General features: G+C 36.7%; 23 protein-coding genes. 16 read left to right on the top strand and 7 right to left on the bottom strand.

The genetic code is table 11. The features are described 5' to 3' along the window. Positions 1–152 precede the first annotated feature (152 nt). On the top strand, positions 153–905 hold the full coding sequence (locus C1631_RS08440; RefSeq protein ID WP_109711647.1) for a DUF3575 domain-containing protein: 753 nt from the start codon (positions 153–155) through the stop codon (positions 903–905). Between the two features lie 110 nt (positions 906–1,015). Beyond that, positions 1,016–2,311: an MFS transporter gene (locus C1631_RS08435; protein WP_109711645.1), complete on the top strand. Its 1,296-nt coding sequence runs from the start codon at positions 1,016–1,018 to the stop codon at positions 2,309–2,311. Between the two features lie 47 nt (positions 2,312–2,358). Here the strand turns inward: C1631_RS08435 and C1631_RS08430 are convergent, their stop codons facing one another. Next, a complete protein-coding gene (locus C1631_RS08430) occupies positions 2,359–2,574 on the bottom strand; it encodes a hypothetical protein (protein WP_103247026.1) in 216 nt (71 codons plus the stop codon). A gap of 229 nt (positions 2,575–2,803) precedes the next feature. Here C1631_RS08430 and C1631_RS08425 point away from each other — a divergent pair, with 229 nt between their 5' ends. From C1631_RS08425 to C1631_RS08400, 6 genes are all read left to right on the top strand, one after another. Further along, the gene (locus tag C1631_RS08425; RefSeq protein ID WP_103247027.1) at positions 2,804–3,478 is read left to right on the top strand and encodes a DUF4919 domain-containing protein; all 675 of its coding nucleotides are present in this window, start codon (positions 2,804–2,806) and stop codon (positions 3,476–3,478) included. A 205-nt stretch (positions 3,479–3,683) separates the two neighbouring features. Continuing rightward, positions 3,684–4,535: an alpha/beta fold hydrolase gene (locus tag C1631_RS08420; protein WP_103247028.1), complete on the top strand. Its 852-nt coding sequence runs from the start codon at positions 3,684–3,686 to the stop codon at positions 4,533–4,535. After that, a complete protein-coding gene (locus C1631_RS08415; RefSeq protein WP_103247029.1) occupies positions 4,535–5,005 on the top strand; it encodes an RNA polymerase sigma factor in 471 nt (156 codons plus the stop codon). The genes C1631_RS08420 and C1631_RS08415 overlap by 1 nt, the downstream gene beginning before the upstream one ends. Then, complete coding sequence (locus tag C1631_RS08410; protein ID WP_103247030.1) at positions 4,995–5,588, top strand: hypothetical protein; 594 nt, start codon at positions 4,995–4,997, stop codon at positions 5,586–5,588. The genes C1631_RS08415 and C1631_RS08410 overlap by 11 nt, the downstream gene beginning before the upstream one ends. Further along, positions 5,588–6,202: a class I SAM-dependent methyltransferase gene (locus tag C1631_RS08405; protein WP_103247031.1), complete on the top strand. Its 615-nt coding sequence runs from the start codon at positions 5,588–5,590 to the stop codon at positions 6,200–6,202. Before C1631_RS08410 ends, C1631_RS08405 begins: the two co-directional genes overlap by 1 nt. Before the next feature lie 55 nt (positions 6,203–6,257). Beyond that, the gene (locus C1631_RS08400; RefSeq protein WP_109711643.1) at positions 6,258–8,039 is read left to right on the top strand and encodes a GEVED domain-containing protein; all 1,782 of its coding nucleotides are present in this window, start codon (positions 6,258–6,260) and stop codon (positions 8,037–8,039) included. 56 nt (positions 8,040–8,095) lie between these two features. Here the strand turns inward: C1631_RS08400 and C1631_RS08395 are convergent, their stop codons facing one another. Next, positions 8,096–9,847 carry an ABC transporter ATP-binding protein gene (locus C1631_RS08395; protein ID WP_103249520.1) on the bottom strand — a complete coding sequence of 584 codons (1,752 nt, stop codon included), beginning with the start codon at positions 9,845–9,847 and terminating at the stop codon, positions 8,096–8,098. Between the two features lie 515 nt (positions 9,848–10,362). Then, positions 10,363–11,094: a tRNA pseudouridine(38-40) synthase TruA gene (gene truA, locus C1631_RS08385; RefSeq protein WP_109712336.1), complete on the bottom strand. Its 732-nt coding sequence runs from the start codon at positions 11,092–11,094 to the stop codon at positions 10,363–10,365. A 109-nt stretch (positions 11,095–11,203) separates the two neighbouring features. Between truA and lpxK the strand changes: the two genes are divergently transcribed. The 6 genes from lpxK to C1631_RS08355 all read left to right on the top strand — a co-directional run bounded on the left by lpxK (position 11,204) and on the right by C1631_RS08355 (position 17,076). Further along, entirely contained in the window at positions 11,204–12,229 is a 1,026-nt protein-coding gene (gene lpxK / locus C1631_RS08380) for a tetraacyldisaccharide 4'-kinase (protein WP_103247290.1), read from the top strand. Next, positions 12,213–13,025 carry a purine-nucleoside phosphorylase gene (locus tag C1631_RS08375; protein ID WP_109711641.1) on the top strand — a complete coding sequence of 271 codons (813 nt, stop codon included), beginning with the start codon at positions 12,213–12,215 and terminating at the stop codon, positions 13,023–13,025. The genes lpxK and C1631_RS08375 overlap by 17 nt, the downstream gene beginning before the upstream one ends. A 190-nt stretch (positions 13,026–13,215) precedes the next feature. Continuing rightward, positions 13,216–13,731 carry a TlpA family protein disulfide reductase gene (locus C1631_RS08370; protein ID WP_103247288.1) on the top strand — a complete coding sequence of 172 codons (516 nt, stop codon included), beginning with the start codon at positions 13,216–13,218 and terminating at the stop codon, positions 13,729–13,731. 83 nt (positions 13,732–13,814) lie between these two features. Beyond that, a complete protein-coding gene (locus tag C1631_RS08365) occupies positions 13,815–14,270 on the top strand; it encodes a GNAT family N-acetyltransferase (RefSeq protein ID WP_103247287.1) in 456 nt (151 codons plus the stop codon). Between the two features lie 191 nt (positions 14,271–14,461). Next, entirely contained in the window at positions 14,462–15,559 is a 1,098-nt protein-coding gene (gene dinB, locus C1631_RS08360) for a DNA polymerase IV (RefSeq protein ID WP_109711639.1), read from the top strand. 44 nt (positions 15,560–15,603) lie between these two features. Then, positions 15,604–17,076: an alpha-amylase gene (locus tag C1631_RS08355; protein WP_109711637.1), complete on the top strand. Its 1,473-nt coding sequence runs from the start codon at positions 15,604–15,606 to the stop codon at positions 17,074–17,076. Between the two features lie 375 nt (positions 17,077–17,451). On the opposite strand, the gene C1631_RS23980 is transcribed toward C1631_RS08355, so the two are convergent. The 3 genes from C1631_RS23980 to C1631_RS08345 all read right to left on the bottom strand — a co-directional run bounded on the left by C1631_RS23980 (position 17,452) and on the right by C1631_RS08345 (position 20,084). Further along, on the bottom strand, positions 17,452–17,616 hold the full coding sequence (locus tag C1631_RS23980) for a hypothetical protein (RefSeq protein WP_165828257.1): 165 nt from the start codon (positions 17,614–17,616) through the stop codon (positions 17,452–17,454). A 105-nt stretch (positions 17,617–17,721) separates the two neighbouring features. Beyond that, positions 17,722–19,056: a carboxylesterase family protein gene (locus C1631_RS08350; RefSeq protein ID WP_109711635.1), complete on the bottom strand. Its 1,335-nt coding sequence runs from the start codon at positions 19,054–19,056 to the stop codon at positions 17,722–17,724. 125 nt (positions 19,057–19,181) lie between these two features. Next, positions 19,182–20,084 carry a helix-turn-helix domain-containing protein gene (locus C1631_RS08345; protein ID WP_109712334.1) on the bottom strand — a complete coding sequence of 301 codons (903 nt, stop codon included), beginning with the start codon at positions 20,082–20,084 and terminating at the stop codon, positions 19,182–19,184. A gap of 130 nt (positions 20,085–20,214) precedes the next feature. Between C1631_RS08345 and C1631_RS08340 the strand changes: the two genes are divergently transcribed. Together C1631_RS08340 and C1631_RS08335 are read left to right on the top strand one after the other, a co-directional pair. Beyond that, positions 20,215–20,619, top strand: coding sequence for a cupin domain-containing protein (locus C1631_RS08340; protein ID WP_103247284.1), 405 nt, complete (start codon positions 20,215–20,217; stop codon positions 20,617–20,619). A 24-nt stretch (positions 20,620–20,643) separates the two neighbouring features. Then, a complete protein-coding gene (locus C1631_RS08335; RefSeq protein WP_103247283.1) occupies positions 20,644–21,696 on the top strand; it encodes an NAD(P)-dependent alcohol dehydrogenase in 1,053 nt (350 codons plus the stop codon). Positions 21,697–21,749: 53 nt separating this feature from the next. Here the strand turns inward: C1631_RS08335 and C1631_RS08330 are convergent, their stop codons facing one another. After that, positions 21,750–22,178, bottom strand: coding sequence for a winged helix-turn-helix transcriptional regulator (locus C1631_RS08330; protein WP_103247282.1), 429 nt, complete (start codon positions 22,176–22,178; stop codon positions 21,750–21,752). Positions 22,179–22,202 lie beyond the last annotated feature (24 nt).

The raw sequence follows: 22,202 nt of genomic DNA, 5'->3' as shown, positions 1-22,202 counted from the left end.
TTTTGAAATATGTTACACTACCATTTCTCACCAAACAAAAAAACATAATAAATAATGAAGATGTAATAGTATTTTTTTTGTTAATTATTTTTATTATGTTAAATTCAGCCCGTTTTTTGCTGGTACTTTTTAACACCACAAAATATTAGATCATGAAAAAAGTAATCATACCTATCCTCTGTTTTCTTTTTTCAGAGGCAAGCGCACAGGAAATACAGACTTCCCCGGCGGAAAAAATGAACATTGTCAAGACCAATGTCACGGCTTATGTATTCAGAAATATCAATCTGTCTTATGAAAGAGCGTTCACTCAATGGTTTTCATTAAATATCGGTTTCGGAACAATGCCTGAAGGCAAAGTACCGTTCATTAATGCTTTTCTTAAAGATAAAGATGAAAAAAGATTTGAAAACCTTAGGGTAAAAGCAACCCATTTTACTATTGAACCCAGATTCTATCTGGGACAAGGTTACGGAAAGGGATTTTACATCGCTCCCTATTACCGGTATTCTGATGTGTCATCTAATACTTTTGATTTTTATTACGACTACAACGGTCCTGATGGAAACACCTACCCAATTCCCTTAAAAGGAGGCGGAAGTGCCAACGGAAACAGCGGCGGATTAATGGTTGGAGTTCAGTTTTTCCTTACCAGAAGTCAGAATCTGGTTCTTGATTTCTGGATTGCAGGCGCCCATTATGGAGGCGGAAAAGGAGATTTCAGCATGACCTCTGATTATGTTCTTACTCCTGATATGCAGGCACAGCTCAAAAAAGAAATTGAAAACCTTGATATCCCATTTGTAAAATATACTGTAGAAACCAATGCCAATGGTGCCAGAATAAAAGTAGACGGACCATGGGCGGGCTTCAGAAGCGGGATTTCTCTGGGGTATAGATTTTAAAATCACCATTATTTATATTTAAAAACCGTGCTTTTAAAGGGCGGTTTTGTTTTTCTTTGAAATTTGTATTTTAGCCGTCATTAGACTAAAATTATTGGGATTATAAAACCATGAACACACCCTCCATCACCACCGCTCAAAGAATCAAAGCCATTGTTGGCGGTTCTATCGGAAATCTCGTAGAATGGTACGATTGGTATGCCTATGCTGCTTTTGCCATCTATTTTTCTCATTCTTTTTTCCCCGATTCCGATCTCAATGCCCAATTGATGAATACTGCCGGGATCTTTGCGGTAGGGTTTCTGATGCGACCTATTGGAGGATGGATGTTTGGAAGTATTGCAGATAAAATCGGAAGAAAAAAAGCCATGACTCTTTCCGTTCTTCTGATGTCATTTGGTTCCTTGCTTATTGCACTTACCCCAACTTATAAGTCAATCGGTATTCTCGCCCCTCTGCTCCTTTTGCTCGCCAGATTACTTCAGGGGTTGAGTGTGGGTGGAGAATATGGTGTTTCTGCTACTTATCTGAGTGAAATGGCCACACAAGACAGAAGAGGATTCTACTCAAGTTTTCAATATGTAACTTTAATTGGTGGACAGCTTATTGCCCTGGGAATTCAGCTTATTTTACAAAAATTATTATTAACTGAAAACCAACTGGAAAATTGGGGTTGGAGAATTCCTTTTGTCATAGGGGCTATGCTTTCTATTATCGCATTATATCTCCGGGCTAATCTTCATGAAACTGAAGCTTTTGAAAACAAAAAAGAAGTCAATGAAAAGAAAAAAGGTACGGTAAAAGAACTCCTCAAGCATCCACAAGCTTTACTTACCGTGGTAGGACTTACTTTAGGAGGAACACTGGCATTCTATACCTATACTACTTATATGCAGAAATTCCTCGTGAATACGGTACAACTGACCAAGGAAGAATCTACTTTAATTTCATTTATTTCGTTATTTATTTTTGCCTGCCTCCAACCTGTATTCGGGGCATTATCCGACAGAATAGGAAGGCGTCCGCTTCTTCTGGGTTTTGGAATTCTGGGGACTTTGTTCACAGTTCCGCTTCTCACTGCATTGAGTACCACGACATCAATGTGGGGAGCCTTTTTATTGATTATGGCTGCATTAATCATAGTAAGTGGTTATACTTCCATCAATGCTGTGGTAAAAGCTGAGCTTTTTCCTTCTGAAATCAGGGCCCTCGGAGTCGGACTTCCTTATGCGATTACGGTAGCTATATTTGGTGGAACAGCAGAGTATATTGCTCTTTGGTTTAAGAAAATTGGTTCTGAAGAATATTTCTACTGGTATATTACCGGCTGTATTTTATTTTCGTTGATGGTGTACGTAAGAATGAAAGACACAAAAGAGACCTCAACGCTTGATAAAGATATATAAATGTATAAAAAATCGGCGGCGCAGGTTCCCTGCGCCGCCGATATATTTTAATGGTAGGCTTGTTTAAATTTTTCAATCATACTGTCCAGATTATGACGTTGGACATAGATACTTTTTACCTCATCATACCTCGGTGATTTGTAGAAAACTTCGTGAAAATCCATACTTCCATTCCCTACTTTCACTACTTTCTGTACTTCGATATTCAACTTTCTTAATTCGTCTTTAAAGACTTTAAATTCATCTTGGATGCTACTGCTCATTTATATTTTTTGATTTAAGTTAAAAATTCCAATTTTATTCTGTTTACCCCTGTTAATATTAGGGGTTACATTTCAAATTCCGAATAAAGTTACTAAATTTATCAATACAAAATAAGACTTCATTAACATTTTACTACTTTTTTTACCAATAGATAATTATTTTTATCCTATGGCTACATATTTCGTATTTTTAACCGTGTAAAAAAAGTGATAATACTCCATCTAAACTATGAGTACCAAAGTATTTCTTTCCCTATTCTTTCTAAGTCTTCTTACTTTCGTAAAGGCTCAGAAGCCGGAATTCAAATCACCGGATTATTCTTTAATTCAAAAAAACATTGGGGATAAAAACTCAGAATTCTACTATCCAAAGCTTTTAAAAAGATTAAAACAAAATGATACATTGCTTACAGGTAATCAGTATCGTCACCTTTATTTCGGTTATACTTTTCAAAAAGAATATAACCCCTACAAAGCAAGTAAAAATGCAGAGGAACTGGGCAAATATTACCGGGGAGAAAGCATTTCGGAAAAAGATCTTCCCAGGGGAGTTCAACTTTTTCATGAAGCTTTGGAAGAAAATCCTCTGGATCTTCGTGCGATGAATTATCTGACCCATCTTTACCATTTAACCAATGATGATGATTATGCAAAAAAAATTGCAGGAAACCTCCATGGATTACTGGGGGCCATTTTGACATCCGGAGATGGAATGAAATGTGAAACAGCATTTCATGTTATTTCTGTTACGGATGAATACATGGTGCTAAACCGGTTCCAAATGGAAAGTGTATCCCAGAATTCTCATTCGAAATGCGATTATCATGAGTTTCAGAAAGGTAAATATAAAATTCCTGGGTTCTACTTTAACATCAGTACATTCTATGGAAAAATTATAGAGTAATCAGACCACTACCATATACACCACACTATTACTCAAGCTCTGGTTTCAATTAGTATTACTTTAAAAAAATAAAATGACGACTTTGCCCTTATAACGGGGCCTTCGGAGAAGAGAAAATATTTTTTTCAAAAAAAAGTAAAATTTACTGTAACATTTTAAGAAGGGTTGTCTCTAAAAGGCAAATCAACCTAAAACTTTAGAAATCATGAAAAAATTCACATTCCTTCTTATTATCATGTTATTTTTTTTAGCAGTGTGCAATATATTCGGTCAGGAAAAAAACCATCCTTTTGAGGTAAAGAAAACCGGAAAAGGAGACCAATCCCTCATCTTTATTCCAGGGTTTGCTTCTTCAGGAAATGTATGGGACGAAACAACAGCCAGGTTCGACAAAAACTACACTTGCTATACTTTAACAATGGCAGGATTTGCAGGAACAAAGCCGCAAACAGACGCTAGCTTTAATGATTGGGAAAAAGGAATTGCAGCCTTTATAAAAGATCATAAAATACAAAAACCCATGATCATCGGGCACAGCATGGGTGGCGGCCTCGCTCTCGCTCTTGCAGCAGATTATCCACAATTGGTAGGTAAAATCGTTATCGTGGATACACTTCCGTGTCTGGCAGCCTTTGCTAACCCTACTTTTATATCAAAAGAGAATAATGACTGCTTGGCACCCATCAACAAAATAACTGCTATGACAGATGATCAGTTTCGTCACATGCAAACACAGGCTATTTCCCGCTTGCTGACAGACACCGCCAAGCAGGAAACAGTGATTGACTGGAGCATGAAGTCGGACCGAAAAACATTTGCTAAAATGTATTGTGATTTTTCCAATACCGATCTCAGAGAAAAGATCAAAAATATTCAATGCCCATCTCTAATCCTGCTGGAATCTTATTTTGTTAACTTTAAACCTACCATTGAAGGCCAGTATAAACAGCTAAAGAATGCCAATTTCCAATATGCAACAAAAGGTCTGCATTTTATCATGTACGATGATAAAGAATGGTATTTCAATCAACTAAATAATTTTTTAGCGACGAAATAATGGTATTCGAAGAGATATATGAGCTCTACTGGCAAAAGATATTCCGCTTATGCATGGGATATGTCAACGAGGCTGAACTCGCTCAGGATCTGGCTCAGGAAACTTTTATCATTGTATGGCAACAGCTTCCAAAATTCAGGAATGAATCCAGTGTAGGGACCTGGATTTTCAGAATCGCATCCAACAACTGCCTTCGCCAGATTGAAAAGGAAAAGAGATTTGCAAAAACCGAACTTCCCATTAACCTGGAAGAAAAAAAACAAGAGTCTATAGAGCCTCAGATACAATTACTCTATCAATTTATTTCTGAACTGCCGGAAACGGACAGAATTATCATTTCTCTGGAACTGGAAGAAGTAAAACAGGCAGAAATTGCCCATATCGTCGGACTTTCAGAGCCTAATATCAGGGTAAAAATTCACAGGATAAAAGAAAAACTCACTCAAAAATTTAAAGACAATGGATACTAATATCGATTTTAAAAATATATGGAAGCAACAGACCTCTCAAAAACCCAATATTGAAGAGCTGTTGAAAAGATTGAAAAAATTTAAAAATGAAAATATTCGTAAACTAATCATTGCCAACATTTTACTCATCACCACCTGTCTTGCTATTGGATTTATCTGGTATCGCTATCAACCTCAACTCATTACTACAAAAATCGGAATTGTTTTCGTACTGTTAGCGATGGTTATATTCCTGGTGGCTTACAACAGAATGTTTACCACATTTTACACCATCGATCATACTCAGTCTAATAGTGAATACCTGCAAAACTTATACACTGTCCAAAACAAACAGCAATTTATGCAGACTACTATGCTGAATGTATATTTTATCATGTTATTTCTCGGAATAGTTCTCTATATGTATGAATATGCATCACAAATGCAAATGATATATGCTGTGCTGGCCTACTCTCTCACCCTGGCATGGATAGGCTTTAATTGGTTTTACCTGAGACCAAGAACAATTAAAAAACAACAGGCAAAACTTGACGGATTAATTAATAAATTTGAAGAACTCAATAATCAGTTAAAAGAATTGTAATGGCCAACGATCAAAAAAATCACTGGGAGAACGTATATGAAACGAAAAACCCGGACCAGGTAAGCTGGACACAGGAAAAACCTCAAACTTCACTTGATTTGATCAACTCCTGCGGATTGGGGAAGGAGGCAAAAATTATTGATATTGGTGGTGGAGACAGTAATCTGGTAGATTTTCTTCTTGAAGAAGGATACAAAAACATTACGGTACTTGATATTTCCGCAAAAGCTCTGGAAAAAGCAAAACAAAGATTGGGGAAAAATGCTGAAAAGATACAATGGGTGACAACAGATATTACAGAATTCAATCCTTCTGAAGCTTATGATATCTGGCATGACAGAGCGGCTTTTCACTTTCTGACCACTCCGGAACAGATATCAAAATATATTGATATTGCGGAGAAAAATATTACCGGATTTATGATCCTGGGCACTTTTTCCAAAAATGGCCCTACCCAATGCAGCGGTCTGGATATTCAACAATATGATGAAGAATCATTATCTAAAATATTCGGGAATGATTTTGAAAAAATAAAATGTAGTACTGAAGATCATACAACTCCTTTTGGAACTACACAAAATTTTGTTTTTTGCCATTTTAAAAAGCACGCATAAATTGTATGTATTTTTTATTTATTTTTAGGTTTCAACTACTTAAATAGAAAATACTATGAAAAAATTATTATTCCTGCTTATTTCAGGGACATTCTGCTCCCATGTTTATTCACAAAAAATAGAATTTCAGGAATGTGGAACCGATGAATTAATGAAAAAACATTATGAAAGGTTTCCTGAAGAGAAAGCTCAGGACGATGCTTTCAATCTGAAATTATCAAAAATGATCAAAAGCGGAAAACTGGCCTCTAAACTCAACAATCAGATTTACGAAATTCCTATTGTTGTTCATGTTGTAGGAGACGGAAGTGCCATAGGAACAGCCAATAATAAGTCCGATGCCGATATCATTGCATGGGTAAACTATACTAACGGAGTTTTCGCCGGAAGTTCTACCAGTGGAATGTCCGGAACAAGTTCTGTACTCCCTGTTAAGTTTGTCTTCGCAACCAAAGATCCTGGTTGTAATTCAACGAATGGGATCAACAGAATCAATGCCTCTACTCTTCCCAAATATGTAAGTGGAGGGGTCAATAATGATAACACTACCAATGCGGTCACTGCCTCTGAAATTACAGCCATGGGAATGTGGGATACCTCAAAATACTACAATATTTATGTTGTTAAAAAATTAACTTCCAACTCCGGAGGCTTGAATGGTTTCGCTTATTATCCCGGAGGAAGCAATGACTACGCTTTTATGGCAACAAGTGCTTCTGCTGTTAATGCACAGACGCTAGCTCATGAATTCGGACATGCATTAGGTCTCAGACATACCCATCAGGGATATAATGAAACCACTGGTGATTGTCCCGTAAACAACGACTGTACCCTGGATGGGGATCTTGTTTGTGATACGGAACCTATGAAAAGTCTTTATCATTCTTCTGTTCCGCATACCTGCCAGACGGGGCAGATCAATCCTTGTACAAATCAGTTATATGATGGAGGTGAGAGAAATGTAATGGCCTACACCTACTGCTTCAGAAATTTATTTACGCAAGGGCAGGCTGACAGAGCAACCGCACAACTTTTACAATACAGACAGTCGTTAATCAACTCAAAAGTTGCCTCAGCTACTACCATTGATAACAGTGCTACATTAGCCGCGGCATGCACTCCATCTTCAATAACTAATCCAGGCAACTACAATGTAGGAATTACGTCTGTAAAGTTTGGTAACATTAGTAATTATTCAAACAATTTTAAGCAGGCAGCAAATAATTTTTATGAAAACTTTACCGGCACTTACTGCTCAGGAATATCAAAAACCAACATTCCTCAAAATACTGCCACAACACTTACTATCGCTCCGGGAACAAGCAACGCTCACATTATAAAAGCATATATTGATTTTAATAATGACGGGCAGTTTAATGAATCAACAGAATTGGTTCTTAATCAGAGCGGAATAAGTAATGGTTCATTTGCTACAGCTCAGATAACCCCTCCGGCCAATGCAGTTATCAATACTCCTTTAAGAATGAGAGTGATTGGAGAATTCAACGGAACTACAGTAACAGCCTGCTATACTCCGAAATACGGACAGGTGGAAGATTATTCTGTAATTATTGAGCCTCAGGAATTATTAGCAATAGAAAATACAGGAGTAAAAAATTCATCTTCTATTTTTAAAGATGAAAATTCAGTATGGATAAGAAGCAATGTGAAAATCTCTTCTCTACATATTTATGATGCTTCCGGAAGATTATTGATGAGAAAATCAGATGTTAAATCAACAGAATTCAGATATCCGGTTGACCAGAAAAATCTGATCATCGCTGTAACAGCAGTACTGGAAGATGGAAAAGTGATCACTAAAAAACTAAAATTTTAAATATTTTCCACAAAAAAAGAGAGCCTTCCGGCTCTCTTTTTTATTAAATTTTCACTTTATTTTTCTTCTTCCATTTCTACTTCATGACGCAGCTGAGCTTTGTAAAGGGTCGAATAGTAGCCATTCTTGTCTAACAGCTCCAAATGTTTACCTTCTTCTACAATTTTACCGTGCTCCATGACAATAATTTTATCAGCTTTTTCAATAGTGGAAAGCCGGTGTGCAATAATAATGGATGTCCTGTTTTTCGTAATTTTTTCTGTAGCTCTCTGAATCAGTTTTTCACTTTCGTGGTCTATCGAAGAGGTTGCTTCATCGAGAATTAAAATTTTCGGATCTGATAAATAAGCTCTTAAGAAAGACAGTAATTGTCTCTGTCCTAAGGAGATTGATGACCCTCTTTCACTCACCACATAATCATAACCACCAGGAAGCTGTTCAATAAACTGATCTACTTCAATTTCTTTAGCTCCGGCTTTTATTTTATCCAGGGTAATACTATCATCTCCAAATGAAAGGTTTTCAAAAATACTTCCGTGGAAAAGAAATACATCCTGCAATACTACACCGATATGGCTTCTCAGATTATACAACTCATAATCTTTCAAATCCACATCATCAATTAGAATATTCCCTGAATTGATATCATAAAGTCTTGTGATCAGGCTGATGATCGTAGATTTTCCGGCTCCTGTAGCTCCAACAATAGCAACTGTCTCTCCGGGATTTACTTTAAAATCTATTCCCTTGAGAACTTCCTGCTTTTCATCATATGCAAAATGTACTTTCTGGAACTCAATTTTCCCATCAAAATGATCCTTTTCAACCGTTCCGGTATTGGGCATTCCATTTTCTTCATCCATTAATCCCAATACTCTTTCTGCTCCTACAATACCACGCTGGATATTATTGAAACGATCTGCAATTTGCCTTAACGGGCGGATCAACATTGAAATATACTGAATAAAAGCAATCACCACCCCTGCACTGATTGTAATATATCCTCCATAAAACAGGATAAATCCTATAAACAGGGAAGAAATAAGTTCAACTACCGGAAAGAATAATGAGAAGATGAAAACAGTCCTCAATAATGCTCCTTTCAGAGTAATGTTGATATCATCAAATTTTTTAAATTCAGCTTCTTGCCTGTTGAATACCTGAATAATTGACATTCCTGCTAATCTTTCCTGCACAAAAGAGTTTTGAGTAGCCGTCCAGTTTCTCTCATCCCCAAAGGCCTTTTTCAGTCTCTTTTGAAAAAATCTTGTAATTACGACCATCAAAGGCAGAATAGCCAATGTAATATAACTCAGATGAACATTGGTGCTGAACATCATGATCAATACAAATACAATTCTCAGAATATCCCCGAATACCATCAGGAATCCATCTGTATATACCGTAGCAATGGTTTCCACATCGCCTACTGCACGGGTTACCAGCTGTCCGATCGGAGTTTTATCAAAAAAAGAAGTTTTAAAATAAATCAGCTTGGCATATAATCTTTCTCTGATGTCACGGATAACATTTTGCGAGATAAAATTTGAAAAATAAACTAAGAAAAAGTTAAGAATAGTTTCAGCAAATACCAGTCCTACCAAAATATAGATATGCTTCATCATTAAAGCCTTATCCTGAAGCTTTGTGATATCATTATCCACCACCTGCATGGTAAGATAAGGTCTGTAGGTTGAAACTATTGAAAGTATAATGGAAATTACCAATGTAAGGATGAACCAAGAACGAAATTTCATTCCAATAAAGAACAGCCTTTTTATAATCCCCCAGGTATCTTGTTTTTTCATTGTTCGAATCGAAGAAAAGAATTTAAATTCTATGCAAAAATAAGACTTTATAAATTGTCAATCTTTACAAGTTTTGCAAATCGTCATAGAAAATGTAAGATATCTGTCATTTATAGAATGAATATCTTTCGTAATTACTTCTGCTGACTTTCAGAAATGCGGCCTATCTGGTCAATTTCGACAGAAGGTTTTTGAATCATTTCTTTCTTATATTTTTTCTCAAGAACCTGATAAATACCCCAGACCGCAGCAATAGAAATTATCCAGCTTACAATATTAGCTCCTGAAAAGCCTGTATAACTTACATTATCTAATAACTCCGGGTTTGTTGATGCCAGATAAAAGCCATAGCTAAGGCCTAAAATAATCTGAGCTCCCAGATAGATACCTATAGCCAGAACGCCATGGTGCCATTTTGTTTTTCCAAACCTCTCTGCTAATTGTGCATAATACCGATAGGCACCGATAAGAATAAAAATTGATAATATGGTTATTATTTGTTTTTAGTTTTGTTTTTAAAATTCATATCCTACATCCACCAGATACAACCCATGTCCGGGAGCAGAGGTTCCTGCTGCATTGCGATTTTTGTCTTCAATCACTTTACGCATATCTTCGGGTTTCAATTTTCCGGTACCAATTTCCACCATGGTTCCTACGATAGCACGAACCATATTTCTAAGAAACCGATTGGCTGAAACAGTGAATTTCAATTCTGTTCCGTTTTGCTCCCATTCTGCTTTATATATTTTGCAGATATTGGTTTTATTGTCTGTTTTTAATTTGGCGAAACTTGTAAAATCTTCGTATTCAAATAAAATCTTACAGGCTTCATTCATTTTATCAATATCCAATGATCTTTTCCAATGCTGCCAGGCAGATTCCTGAGTAAAGGGATTTTTCTCTAAAGAAATATAATATTCGTAGGTTCTGTAGGTGGCATCAAAACGGGCATGGAAATCATCTTTTACTTTAAAAATTCTTTTGATCGAAATATCCGGAGGTAAAAAACTATTCAGTCTGCGCGGAAACTCATCACTAAGTTCCTGCTCAGTATCAAAATGGGCAAATATTTTTTTGGCATGAACACCGGTATCCGTTCTGCCGGCACCCGTAGTTTTAATCTCTTCCCGTAAAATTGTCGAAAGCGCTTTTTCCAGTTCTTCCTGTACAGAAACGGCATCCGGCTGTATCTGATAGCCGAAATAGTTCTTTCCGTTGTAAGAAAATTCAATAAAGTATCTCAAAGTATTATAATAACTCCACAAAAATACTTTAATTTAACGAAATATTTGTTGAAAAGTCTTTGAGAATATTATACCAAATGCTTACGAAAATTCCTATTTTTGCAATCGTATGAAAAGATGGTACCTTTATCCTTTTTCCCTCGGTTATCATTTGGTAACGGGTATCCGGAACACACTGTATGATCTGGGAATTTTTAAGTCAACAAAATTCAAGACACCGATAATCAATGTCGGAAACCTGTCTGTGGGCGGAAGCGGAAAATCACCCATGGTGATGTATCTCGCTCAGTATCTATCCAAACATTACAGAACCGGAGTACTTTCACGAGGTTACGGAAGGCTTACCAAAGGCTATGAGGTCACCAATTATGAAAGTAACTACAAAATTGTGGGAGATGAAGCCATGCAGTTATTTGAGCGCTTCAAAAATCGTTTTGTCATTGCTGTTTCGGAAGAGCGTGTTCCCGGAGCTAAAAAAGTGATTGAAGATATGGATCTGAATGTACTGGTGCTTGATGATGCTTTGCAGCATAGAGCGATTAAAGCCGGCTTCAATATTCTGATGACCGACTTTAATGACCCTTACTTTAAAGATTATCTTCTTCCTGCCGGCGACCTACGCGAATCCAGAGCGGGCGCTAAAAGAGCAGACATCATCATGGTCAGCAAATGTCCTGATGAACTAACTGAAGAAACCAAAAGATATTATATTTCAAGAATCCGTCCTTCCTATAACCAAAAAGTATTCTTTTCATCCATCGGTTATGACGAAAATGTATATGGAAAAGACAAAATGCTTCCTGATAACAACCTGAATTATTATGATATTCTTTTGATTACCGGAATTGCCAATCCTAAACCACTTCTGGAGCATCTTGCAAAATTCTCAAAAAGAGTCACTCATTTGAAATTCAGAGATCACCATAATTTCACGGATGATGATATTAAAAAAATCCTTGCGGAGTATAAAAAATTAGGAGAATATAAACTGATATTAACCACAGAGAAAGACTATGTTCGTCTGAAAACTTTTGACTATCTTAGAGAGATCGTTTACTACTGGCCTATCAATGTTTTGATTGATAATAAAGAAGAATTCGATAAAATCATCTTGGATTATGTTAAAAAAAATTAAGGAGACAGCAGATTTCATCAAAAATATTATTCAGGAAACTCCTGATTTCGCTATCATTTTAGGATCCGGACTGGGGAAACTCCAGAATGAGGTAGAACCGATCCATATTTTAGAGTACAAAGACATTCCTAATTTTCCACAAACTACGGTTGCCGGACACAGTGGAAAATTAATTTACGGAACACTGGAAGGTAAAAAAGTTCTGATGATGAGTGGCCGTTTTCATTACTATGAGGGGCATTCTATGGAAACCGTTACTTTCCCGATAAGAGTTTTTCATCTGCTGGGAATTAAAAATCTTGTTCTTTCGAATGCCTGTGGTGGGGTAAATTCGGCCTACAGTGTCGCTGATATCGTTATCTTAAAGGATCATATCAATATGATGCCTGAGCATCCGCTTAGAGGCAAAAATATTGACGAACTTGGTCCTCGTTTTGTGGATATGAGCGAACCCTATAACAAAAAAATGATCGCTGTAGCTAAACAGGCTGCATCAGACCATAATATTAAAGTTCATCAGGGCGTTTACGTTGCCTTGCAAGGTCCTACTTTTGAGACGCCTGCCGAATATGGGATGATAAAGGCTATAGGAGGAGATATGGTAGGAATGAGTACCGTTCCTGAAGTTATCGTTGCCAGACATATGGGAATGGATTGCTTCTGTATTTCTGTTATTACCGATCTTGGCGGGCCGGATGTTGCCTTCGCCGTTTCTCACGAAGAAGTTTTAAATGCAGCCAACAAAGCTATGCCGAATGTAATTGCAGTGGTAAAAGGTTTGATTAAAAACTACTAATCAGCAAATATTACAACTGAAGAGGTAAATATTCCTCCTCTCTCGGAGAGGTGGAGAAAATTCAAAGAATTTTTGACGGAGTGGGTATTCTCATAGAAGCCATCAATATTATAAATTTTTACTAATTCCAAAGAAATCAATCTCAGATTGCAATTCATTGTTTAGATTTGTATAAATGAAATTGTACGAAATGAGAAAGTTGTTATTAATTTTTATGATAGGTATTTTTGGGTTAAGCTATTCACAAAAAGTACCCACCGTTCTTAAAAAAAGTTTTTCCAAAGAAGCCTTGAAGCAAAAACTTGAGGATGAAGAGGGGAAAACCATTACCATCCAGCAGATTTTGGATCAGCATAAAGGAAAAGTTCTGGTTATTGATTTTTGGGCCGGATGGTGTAGAGATTGCTTAAATGCACTTCCAAAAGCGAAGGAATTAGAAGAAAATAACAAGAATATTGATTTTGTATTTCTATCATTAGACCGTTCAAAAGAAGGTTTTGAAAAAAGTCTTGAAAGATTTGATATGAAAAACAAAGAAAATTATTGGTTTGCTTCAGGATGGAAAAATGATTTCAACAATTATGTAGATCTTAACTGGATTCCAAGATATATGATCATTGATCAGAAATCGGCGATTGCAAAATATTATGCTATTTCTCCTGAAGATCCGGAGATCCAGCAAACGATAAACAATCTTTTAAAATAATTTATATTCATTTTCAACCAGGATTTGTTGCAGGCTAAGAATATTGAGTCTGAAACCCAAAAAACATTTAACCATTTATTACTATGATCACAAGAGAAGCTACAGAGCAGGATTTGGAAATTCTATTAGAATTTGAGCAGGGAATAGTTTCAGCAGAGCGACCTTTTAACACAACACTTATTGATGGCGAGATTCATTACTATGATCTGAATCATTTTATACAATCTCCGGATGCTATCCTGATTGTCGCAGAAGAGAACAATGAGATTATAGGTTCCGGATACGCTCTCATCAAAAAGGCAGAAAAGTATTATTATAAGTTTGAAAAATATGCTTATCTGGGCTTTATGTACACAAAACCTGAATACAGAGGAAAAGGCTTGAATAAAGTAATCACCGATGAATTGATCAGCTGGGCAAAGTCCAGAAATATTTCTGAAGTAAGGCTCGATGTATACGCTGAGAATGAATCGGCTGTCAAAGCGTATGAAAAAGCCGGATTTGAACCTCATCTTCTTACGATGAGATTGAAGCCGTAAAAGGTTGGAAGCAGGAAGAACGAAAATGGAAGTAATTTAAGTACCTTAAATGATCAGTTAGTCTTTAGCTAACTTTTAATAAAATGGATCATCCAGTTCTATATCGTCATCATTAACTTCCCTCTCCCAGCTTCACACTTTCCTTCTTGAAAATAATTTACCATAAATACAGGAATCCATATCTTTGTGATATGGATTTCTCTTTGCCACTTCGTAAAATTATTCATGTAGATATGGATGCATTCTATGCTTCTGTAGAGCAGCATGATAATCCTAGCCTCAAAGGGAAACCAATTGCTGTAGGTGGCCAGCATCGCGGAGTGGTTGCTGCGGCGAGTTATGAAGCAAGAAAATATGGTGTACGCTCAGCGATGCCCAGTAAAACGGCAAAAGAACGATGTCCTCATCTTATATTTGTACCTCCCCGTTTTGCCAGATATAAAGAGATTTCAAAAAAAATCAGAGAAATTTTCTATGAATATACTGACCTTGTGGAACCTTTATCCCTTGATGAAGCTTATCTGGATGTAACCGAGAATAAAAAGGGGATGGAATCTGCCAATACAATAGCAAAGGAAATCCGCCAAAAGATTTTTGAAGAAACCGGGCTCACTGCTTCTGCAGGAATCTCCGTGAATAAATTCCTGGCTAAAGTTGCTTCTGACATTAATAAACCCAATGGTCAGAAAACCATTCATCCTGATAAAGTAGAGGCCTTCCTTGAAGAACTACCTGTCGAAAAATTTTATGGTGTAGGGAAGGTTACAGCTAACAAAATGTTTAGTCTAGGAATTTACAAAGGAAAAGATTTAAAGAAGAAATCTCTGGAAGATCTGGTACGCCTGTTTGGAAAATCCGGAGCCCATTATTACAATGTGGTACGGGGTATTCATACATCTGAAGTAAAACCTCACCGAATACAAAAAAGTGTTGCCGTTGAGCGAACTTTTTTTGAAGACCTCTTTGATGAGCAGCAAGTCAATGAAAAATTAGAAAGCTTAGGAAATGAACTTCATCAGAGATTGCAAAAAAATAATATTCTGGGAAGAACTTTAACCTTAAAAATCAAATACAAAGATTTCTCTCTCTTTACCAGAAGTATTACAAGAGAAGAGTTTTTCACTTCTCCTGAACACTATTTAAATACCGGAAAAAAACTCTGGGAGCTTCGCCCTTACGACAAAGCTGTTCGTCTTCTCGGGCTGTCTCTCTCTCATCTCAATACGGAAGAAAAAAAGCTGGTCTCCGTTCAACTAAAAATCCCGTTTGAAGAATTCGAAAATCAATAGGTAATATTTTTTCACTACCTTGTACTAACCAAATCTTCAATTCTATGAACCCGACAATGATTCAGTTTTTTCACTGGTACTCAGAAGGAAATGGAAAACTATGGAAAGAAGCCGAAAAGCAGGCCAGATATTTGGCAAAGCTGGGAATTACTTCGGTATGGTTTCCTCCTGCCTACAAAGGAACCAGTGGCGGTTATTCTATAGGATACGATTCTTATGATCTCTATGATCTGGGAGAGTTTGATCAAAAAGGAACTATCCCTACAAAATATGGAACGAAAGGTGAATATATAAAAGCCATCAAAGCATTAAAAAAACAAAACATTGATGTGATTGTTGATATTGTTTTGGGCCATAAAGGCGGTGGTGATGAGCTTGAAAAATTCAATGTAGTAAAAGTAGATGAAGAAAACAGGGAAAAAGTAATTTCTGATGTTATAGAAATAGAATCCTACACTAAATTTACTTTTCCCGGAAGAGGAAAAAAATATTCCGATTTTGAATGGAACTTCACCTGCTTTAGCGGAGTAGATTATGCTGAGGGAATGGATTCTCATATTTACAAAATCCAATCTGAATATGGAGATGACTGGGAAGAGATGATCCATGATGAGAAAGGAAATTATGATTATCTGATGTATAATGACATTGAACACAGAAATCCTTTTGTGCGGGAAGAACTCAACAACTGGGCAAAGTGGTATTTTGATCAAATCGATTTCGACGGGGTAAGGCTTGATGCATTGAAACATATTTCTTTTGATTTTTATAAAGAATGGCTTACACTCCTTCGCGCCAATTCCGGGAAAAATATATTTGCTGTAGGTGAATATTGGGCTCCCGGATATCTTCATCTTCTACAAAAATATATAGAAGTAACTGAAGGAGCTATGAGTCTTTTTGACAGCTCTCTACAGAACAATTTTCATAATGCCTCCAAAGAAGGAAGCAGCTATGATCTTCGACGAATTTTTGACGAAACACTCACTCAGGCTGATCCTATGCATTCTGTAAGCCTTGTAGCGAATCACGATACACAACCTCTGCAGGATTTGGAAGCCCCGGTGGAACCATGGTTTAAACCTCTGGCTTATGCTTTAATTTTATTAAGACAAAATGGCTATCCTTGTGTTTTTTATCCTGATTTGTATGGTGCTCATTATGTGGATAAAGACCGGGAAGGCAATGATCAGGAAATCTTTATGCCCAAGGTAGATGGTATTGAAGAGCTTATTAAAGCCCGGAAAGACCATGCCTATGGAGAACAACGGGATTACTTCGAAGATGCCAATTGTTTGGGATGGATCCGGGAAGGAGATGATCACCATACAGGATGTGCTGTGGTTCTAAGCAATAAAGATGCTTACAACAAACCTATGGAAATAGGGAAACGATATGCCGGAAAAAAATGTAAAGATCTTCTCAAAAGATCTAAAGATAAAGTAGTAGTTGACGAAAACGGCTGGGGAGATTTTCCTGTTCCCGCCGGCAATGTCAGCGTCTGGATTCCTGAATAGAATAGACTGAGATTAAAATAAAAAAGCGTACATGATTGATTATGTACGCTTTTTTTCTTAAGATGCGGTTTATTAACATTTAATACCGCGGCAGTTCCATGGGTCGGATGCCCACTCACAACAGAAATTGTTTTCATCAGAAAAACAACATATTCTGTCTCTTATTATAATTCCTCCTGTTACGTGTTTAAGTTCCTGTCGGTCGATTTTTCTCCCTTTTTGAATATTTTTCATTTTCATAGTTATTATATTTTGGATTTAAATACAAATAAATATACAAAAAATATCATTTACTATTAAACAATAATCAACAAAAAACATCATTCACATCTTACTTAACATCTGATAAAGTTATCTCTTCAACAGCAGGCAGTATTAGCAGTAGATATATCGACAATTAAAAATATCTTTAGCCCATTCACAGCAATACCCGTCTTCTGTTGAGGTACAACATATTTTACCGATATTGATATCTCCTCCTTTTAGGTTTTTAAGATCATTTCGACCTAGTTTTCTCTTGTTTGTAATACTTTTTTTCATAGTGATCTGTTTTTAAAATATTGGTCTGTCAAAGGTAACCACAAGGTACATGAGTAGCAAATAAGAGCCACCAACAACAGTATTTCGTCTACTTCAAGGTCAAAGTTAAAGTTTTTGGAGCCGGAGAATCTCTGGTCTTTCGGACTCGTCAGCAATATTCCCGGTCTGAGCAAATTCTGCCCAAAGCGCCCTTAATTTCTGCCCATTCTCATGAATATTTTTCCAGGGGATATCTTTTAATAACGCTGACCTTTTCCATGCTTCTTCGTTTCCAAAAATCAAGGGAAGATCAATACAATGAGGTGCTCCGATCTGGTTTTCTTTTAATTGGGAATGAATTCTGAAGAGATAGACATTACCACCGGAATCAGCAAGATTTTGTGCAAATTGTTTTGCCGGGTTTCCATAAATAAATTCGGTTGTGGTTTCCACTGTTTTGTCCATAATTTTCAACCCCCATCCTTTGCCAAAATACTTATTTAAAGCCTCGGAAGTTTTGAGATAAAACGCCGTCTCATTATTATTGAGACCAATCAGAACATCATATTTTTTAGCATTCTCTTTCCATCTCTCTATAGCTTCTTCTTCGTTGCACAGTGGAGGAAATCCATATTGTGTACCAAAGGGCATAGCCGCCTTCAAACCATATTTCATAACAGATGGCACATATTTTTTATAATTATCCATCATTTTAAAAATATCAGCTTCATCTTTTAATGTTTCCGTTTTCTTTAAAAATTCAGCAGACATATTCTGCCTTTTATGACGTAATCCCAGGGGGGCACTTTGGATAATAACGCGCTGGAACAACCCGTCCACATCCTCTGAAATCATTAAATGGGCTATAGCATCTCCACCGGAAGATTGTCCGAAAAGGGTAATATTCTCTGTATCTCCGCCAAAATCAGCAATGTAATTATTTATCCACCTCAACGCTTCAATGATATCAAAAAGTCCCAGATTCGGAGGTCTTCTCTCATTTCCTCCTAAAAAGCCGAAGAGCCCCAGTCGATAGGAAACTGTGACCACTATAATTTCCTGTTCTCTCACCCATTCAGTAGGATCAGCGGTAGGAAGGTCTCCACACCCTATTTCATGAGATCCTCCGTGGATCCAGACAACAACAGGAAGTTTTTTATTTTCAATAGTATTTTCAGAGCGGTATATTGAAAGGTATTGAGTAGATTCATCCGGTTCAAAATTATCAACCGGAGTGGGTGCAATCATCTTTTCTACAAGAGGGCTCAATTTTTGCGGGCAAACAGGAACTTTATCAGGAAAAGCAAATTCTGAAAAAGAATCTACGGGAACCGGTTTTTGAAATCTTTCAGAAAGGGCATAACGGATACTTCTGGCTTTAATTATCCCATTTTCCTTCAAGGCAGTAATTCTTCCGAACCGGGTATCAAAAAAATGGGTTCCTTTGTGATTTGATGTCATTTTTACAATTATAAAAATTCTTACCTTTAAAATTAACCTTGTTTTTTGACAACGGAAAATAATTTAACCGGAAATATCACAAATAAAAACACAAATATTCACTTATCAGAATTCGCTTAAAACACTTAGTTTAGAATTTTGTATTCACTTGGAGAAATACCCACTTTCGTTTTGAAGAGTCTTGTAAAATGCTGCGGATATTTAAAGCCCAGATCATAGGAGATCTCACTGATTGTTTTTGCCTGATCCATGATCTGTTCTTTGGCAATATCAATAAGTTTGTTGTGGATAAATTCCTGTGCGGAAATTCCCAATTCTTTTTTTATCAGATCTCCAAAATAATTGGCAGACAGATTTAATTTTTCAGCGAAATAATTAACCATAGGAAAACCAATATTTTTTGGGTTTTCGGATTTTAAATAATCGTCCACAAGATTTTCAAATTTTCCGATAACCCCCTGGTTGATATGATCTCTGGTAATAAACTGACGGTCGTAGAAACGCATACAATAATTCAAAAACAGTTCAATATTATTGACGATTAATGATTTACTATGTTTATCAATAGACTGTTCCAGTTCATGTTTTATATTTTTAAAGCATTCCAGAATAATTTCCCTTTCTTTTTCTGAAAGGTGCAAGGCCTCATGAACATCATAAGAAAAGAAATTGTACTCTTTTATATTTTTCCCAAGATTGGTTCCTTTCAATAAATCAGGATGAAAAATCAAAGCAAACCCTGCAGGCTGCACATGTTTATCTTTATTATAAATTCCGTAGGTCTGCCCCGGAGCAATGAAAACCAATGTCCCTTCCTGATAATCGTAGCTATGTTTCCCATACAACATATCTCCACACATCACATCTTTCAGGAAGACCGTATAAAAACCGAATTTTCTTTTATACTGGCAAATAGGATCTGATTTGGAAAAATCAATGACACTCACCAAGGGATGAAGCGTTTCATGATTAGCCATTTTATTATATTCTGAGACCGTGTTATAGATTTCAACCTCCTGATTTTCCATGAAGTATATTTTTTTATCATTCAAAATTACCAATTTCCTGATGAACTGATATACTGTCTGTAAAATTGGTAAGTAATTCGGTAATCTGTATAAGCAAGGTTTCTCTGAAAGTTTCGAATTTTGTATCGTTATGGAAACTTTTAATACCAACATTTTTCCAAAAGGAGAAAAAGCACCTTCTGAATATTTTTCAGGTGGAACAGCCTGGGTTCATGTCCTTAAGCCCAATGAAGACAATCTGAACTGCCAGATCGGAAATGTCATCTTTGAAGCAGGATGCAGAAACAACTGGCATTCCCATAAAGGGGGACAGATTTTAATCGTAACTTCAGGAAAAGGATTCTATCAGGAAAAAGGAAAACCGGCACAGGTTTTAAACCCCGGAGATGTTGTCAATATTCTTCCTGACGTCATCCATTGGCATGGAGCTACTTCGGACAGCGAGTTTACTCATATCGCTATTAATCCCAATACCCAACATGGAATTGTAGAATGGCTGGAGCCTGTAACGGATGAAGAATATAACAATTTATAAACCTTAAATAAACTAAATATAAAAATGAGCACAATCACTGTAAAAGCTTATGGTGCTGAATCCACCACAGCAGATCTGAAAGAAATGAATATTGAAAGAAGAGAGGTAACCTCAAAAGATGTAGAAATTGAAATTCTATATTGCGGAGTATGTCACTCTGATCTTCATACGGCAAGAAACGACTGGGGCGGATCTTTGTATCCCGCAGTTCCGGGACATGAAATTGTGGGAAGAATCACCAAGGTAGGAAACGAAGTTTCCAAATTTAAAGTAGGTGATCTTGCCGGTGTGGGATGTATTGTAGATTCCTGTGGACATTGCGACAGCTGTAAGCATGACCTGGAGCAATATTGTCTGAATGGGTTCACAGGAACATATAATGGTAAGGATAAACATTTGGGAGGCCATACTTTTGGAGGATATTCTCAAAAAGTAGTGGTAGATTCTCATCATGTATTAAAAGTACCAGAAAATCTCGACCTTGCTGCTGTAGCACCTCTTCTTTGTGCAGGTATTACAACCTGGTCACCTTTAAAACACTGGAATGTAGGTCCCGGATCTAAAGTAGCTGTTGTAGGACTAGGTGGTTTAGGTCATATGGCTATTAAGCTGGCAAAAGGATTAGGAGCTGAAGTTACTTTGTTCTCAAGAACTCCGGGAAAAACTGATGATGCTAAACAATTGGGTGCTGATCATGTTATTATTTCTACAGATGAAGCGCAAATGGATTCTGTAAAAGGGAAATTTGATGTGATTATTGACACCGTTCCTTATGTACATGATGTTAATCCCTATATAACTACTTTAAATATCAACGGGACTCATGTTCTTGTAGGATATTTGGGAGGGCTTGAGCCTATCCTCAATACAGTGCCTATGATTATGGGAAGAAAATCAGTAGCAGGTTCTGTTATCGGTGGTATTGCAGAAACTCAGGAATTATTGGATTTCTGCGGAGAGCACAATATTGTTTCAGAAATTGAAATGATCAAAATGCAGGACATCAATGAAGCGTATGAAAGAATGCTGAAAAGTGATGTAAGATATCGTTTCGTGATTGATATGAAATCGTTATAATTCTTCAGTAAAATAGTAAACAAAACAGGTGCTCAGGATTGAAGCACCTGTTTTTATTTTTTAAGGTTTTGGCTGAAAGTATTCTGGTCCTGATTGACCATATATCTGTTTCCTTCAGCACATTTATTATCATTTCTTTCCATGTCCTGGAAAGCCCATGCTGCCATAGCATCAATAACGGGAGCCAATTCATTACCGGCTTCACTCAGTTTATAGGTCACATAAGGTGGTACTATAGGTTTTGCTGTTCTGATAATTAAACCATCTGCTTCCAATTGTTTTAAATGCTGGATGAGCATTTTTTCTGTTACAGCAGGAATTGCTTTTTTCAATTCGCTGTATCTTTTTTCTCCTGTGGAAAGATTAAACAGGATAATCGGTTTCCAAAACCCACCAATTCTTTCCATGACATACATTACGGGACAGTCCTGTACTGTTTTCTTATTTTCCTGAATGGTCGAACTTTCTTTGATTGCTGTCATAATTCTACATACTTTAGGGTAAGT

The sequence above is a fragment of the Chryseobacterium phosphatilyticum genome, assembly GCF_002899825.2.
Lineage (GTDB): Bacteria > Bacteroidota > Bacteroidia > Flavobacteriales > Weeksellaceae > Chryseobacterium > Chryseobacterium phosphatilyticum.
This window is presented reverse-complemented; position numbering and strand designations above follow the sequence as displayed.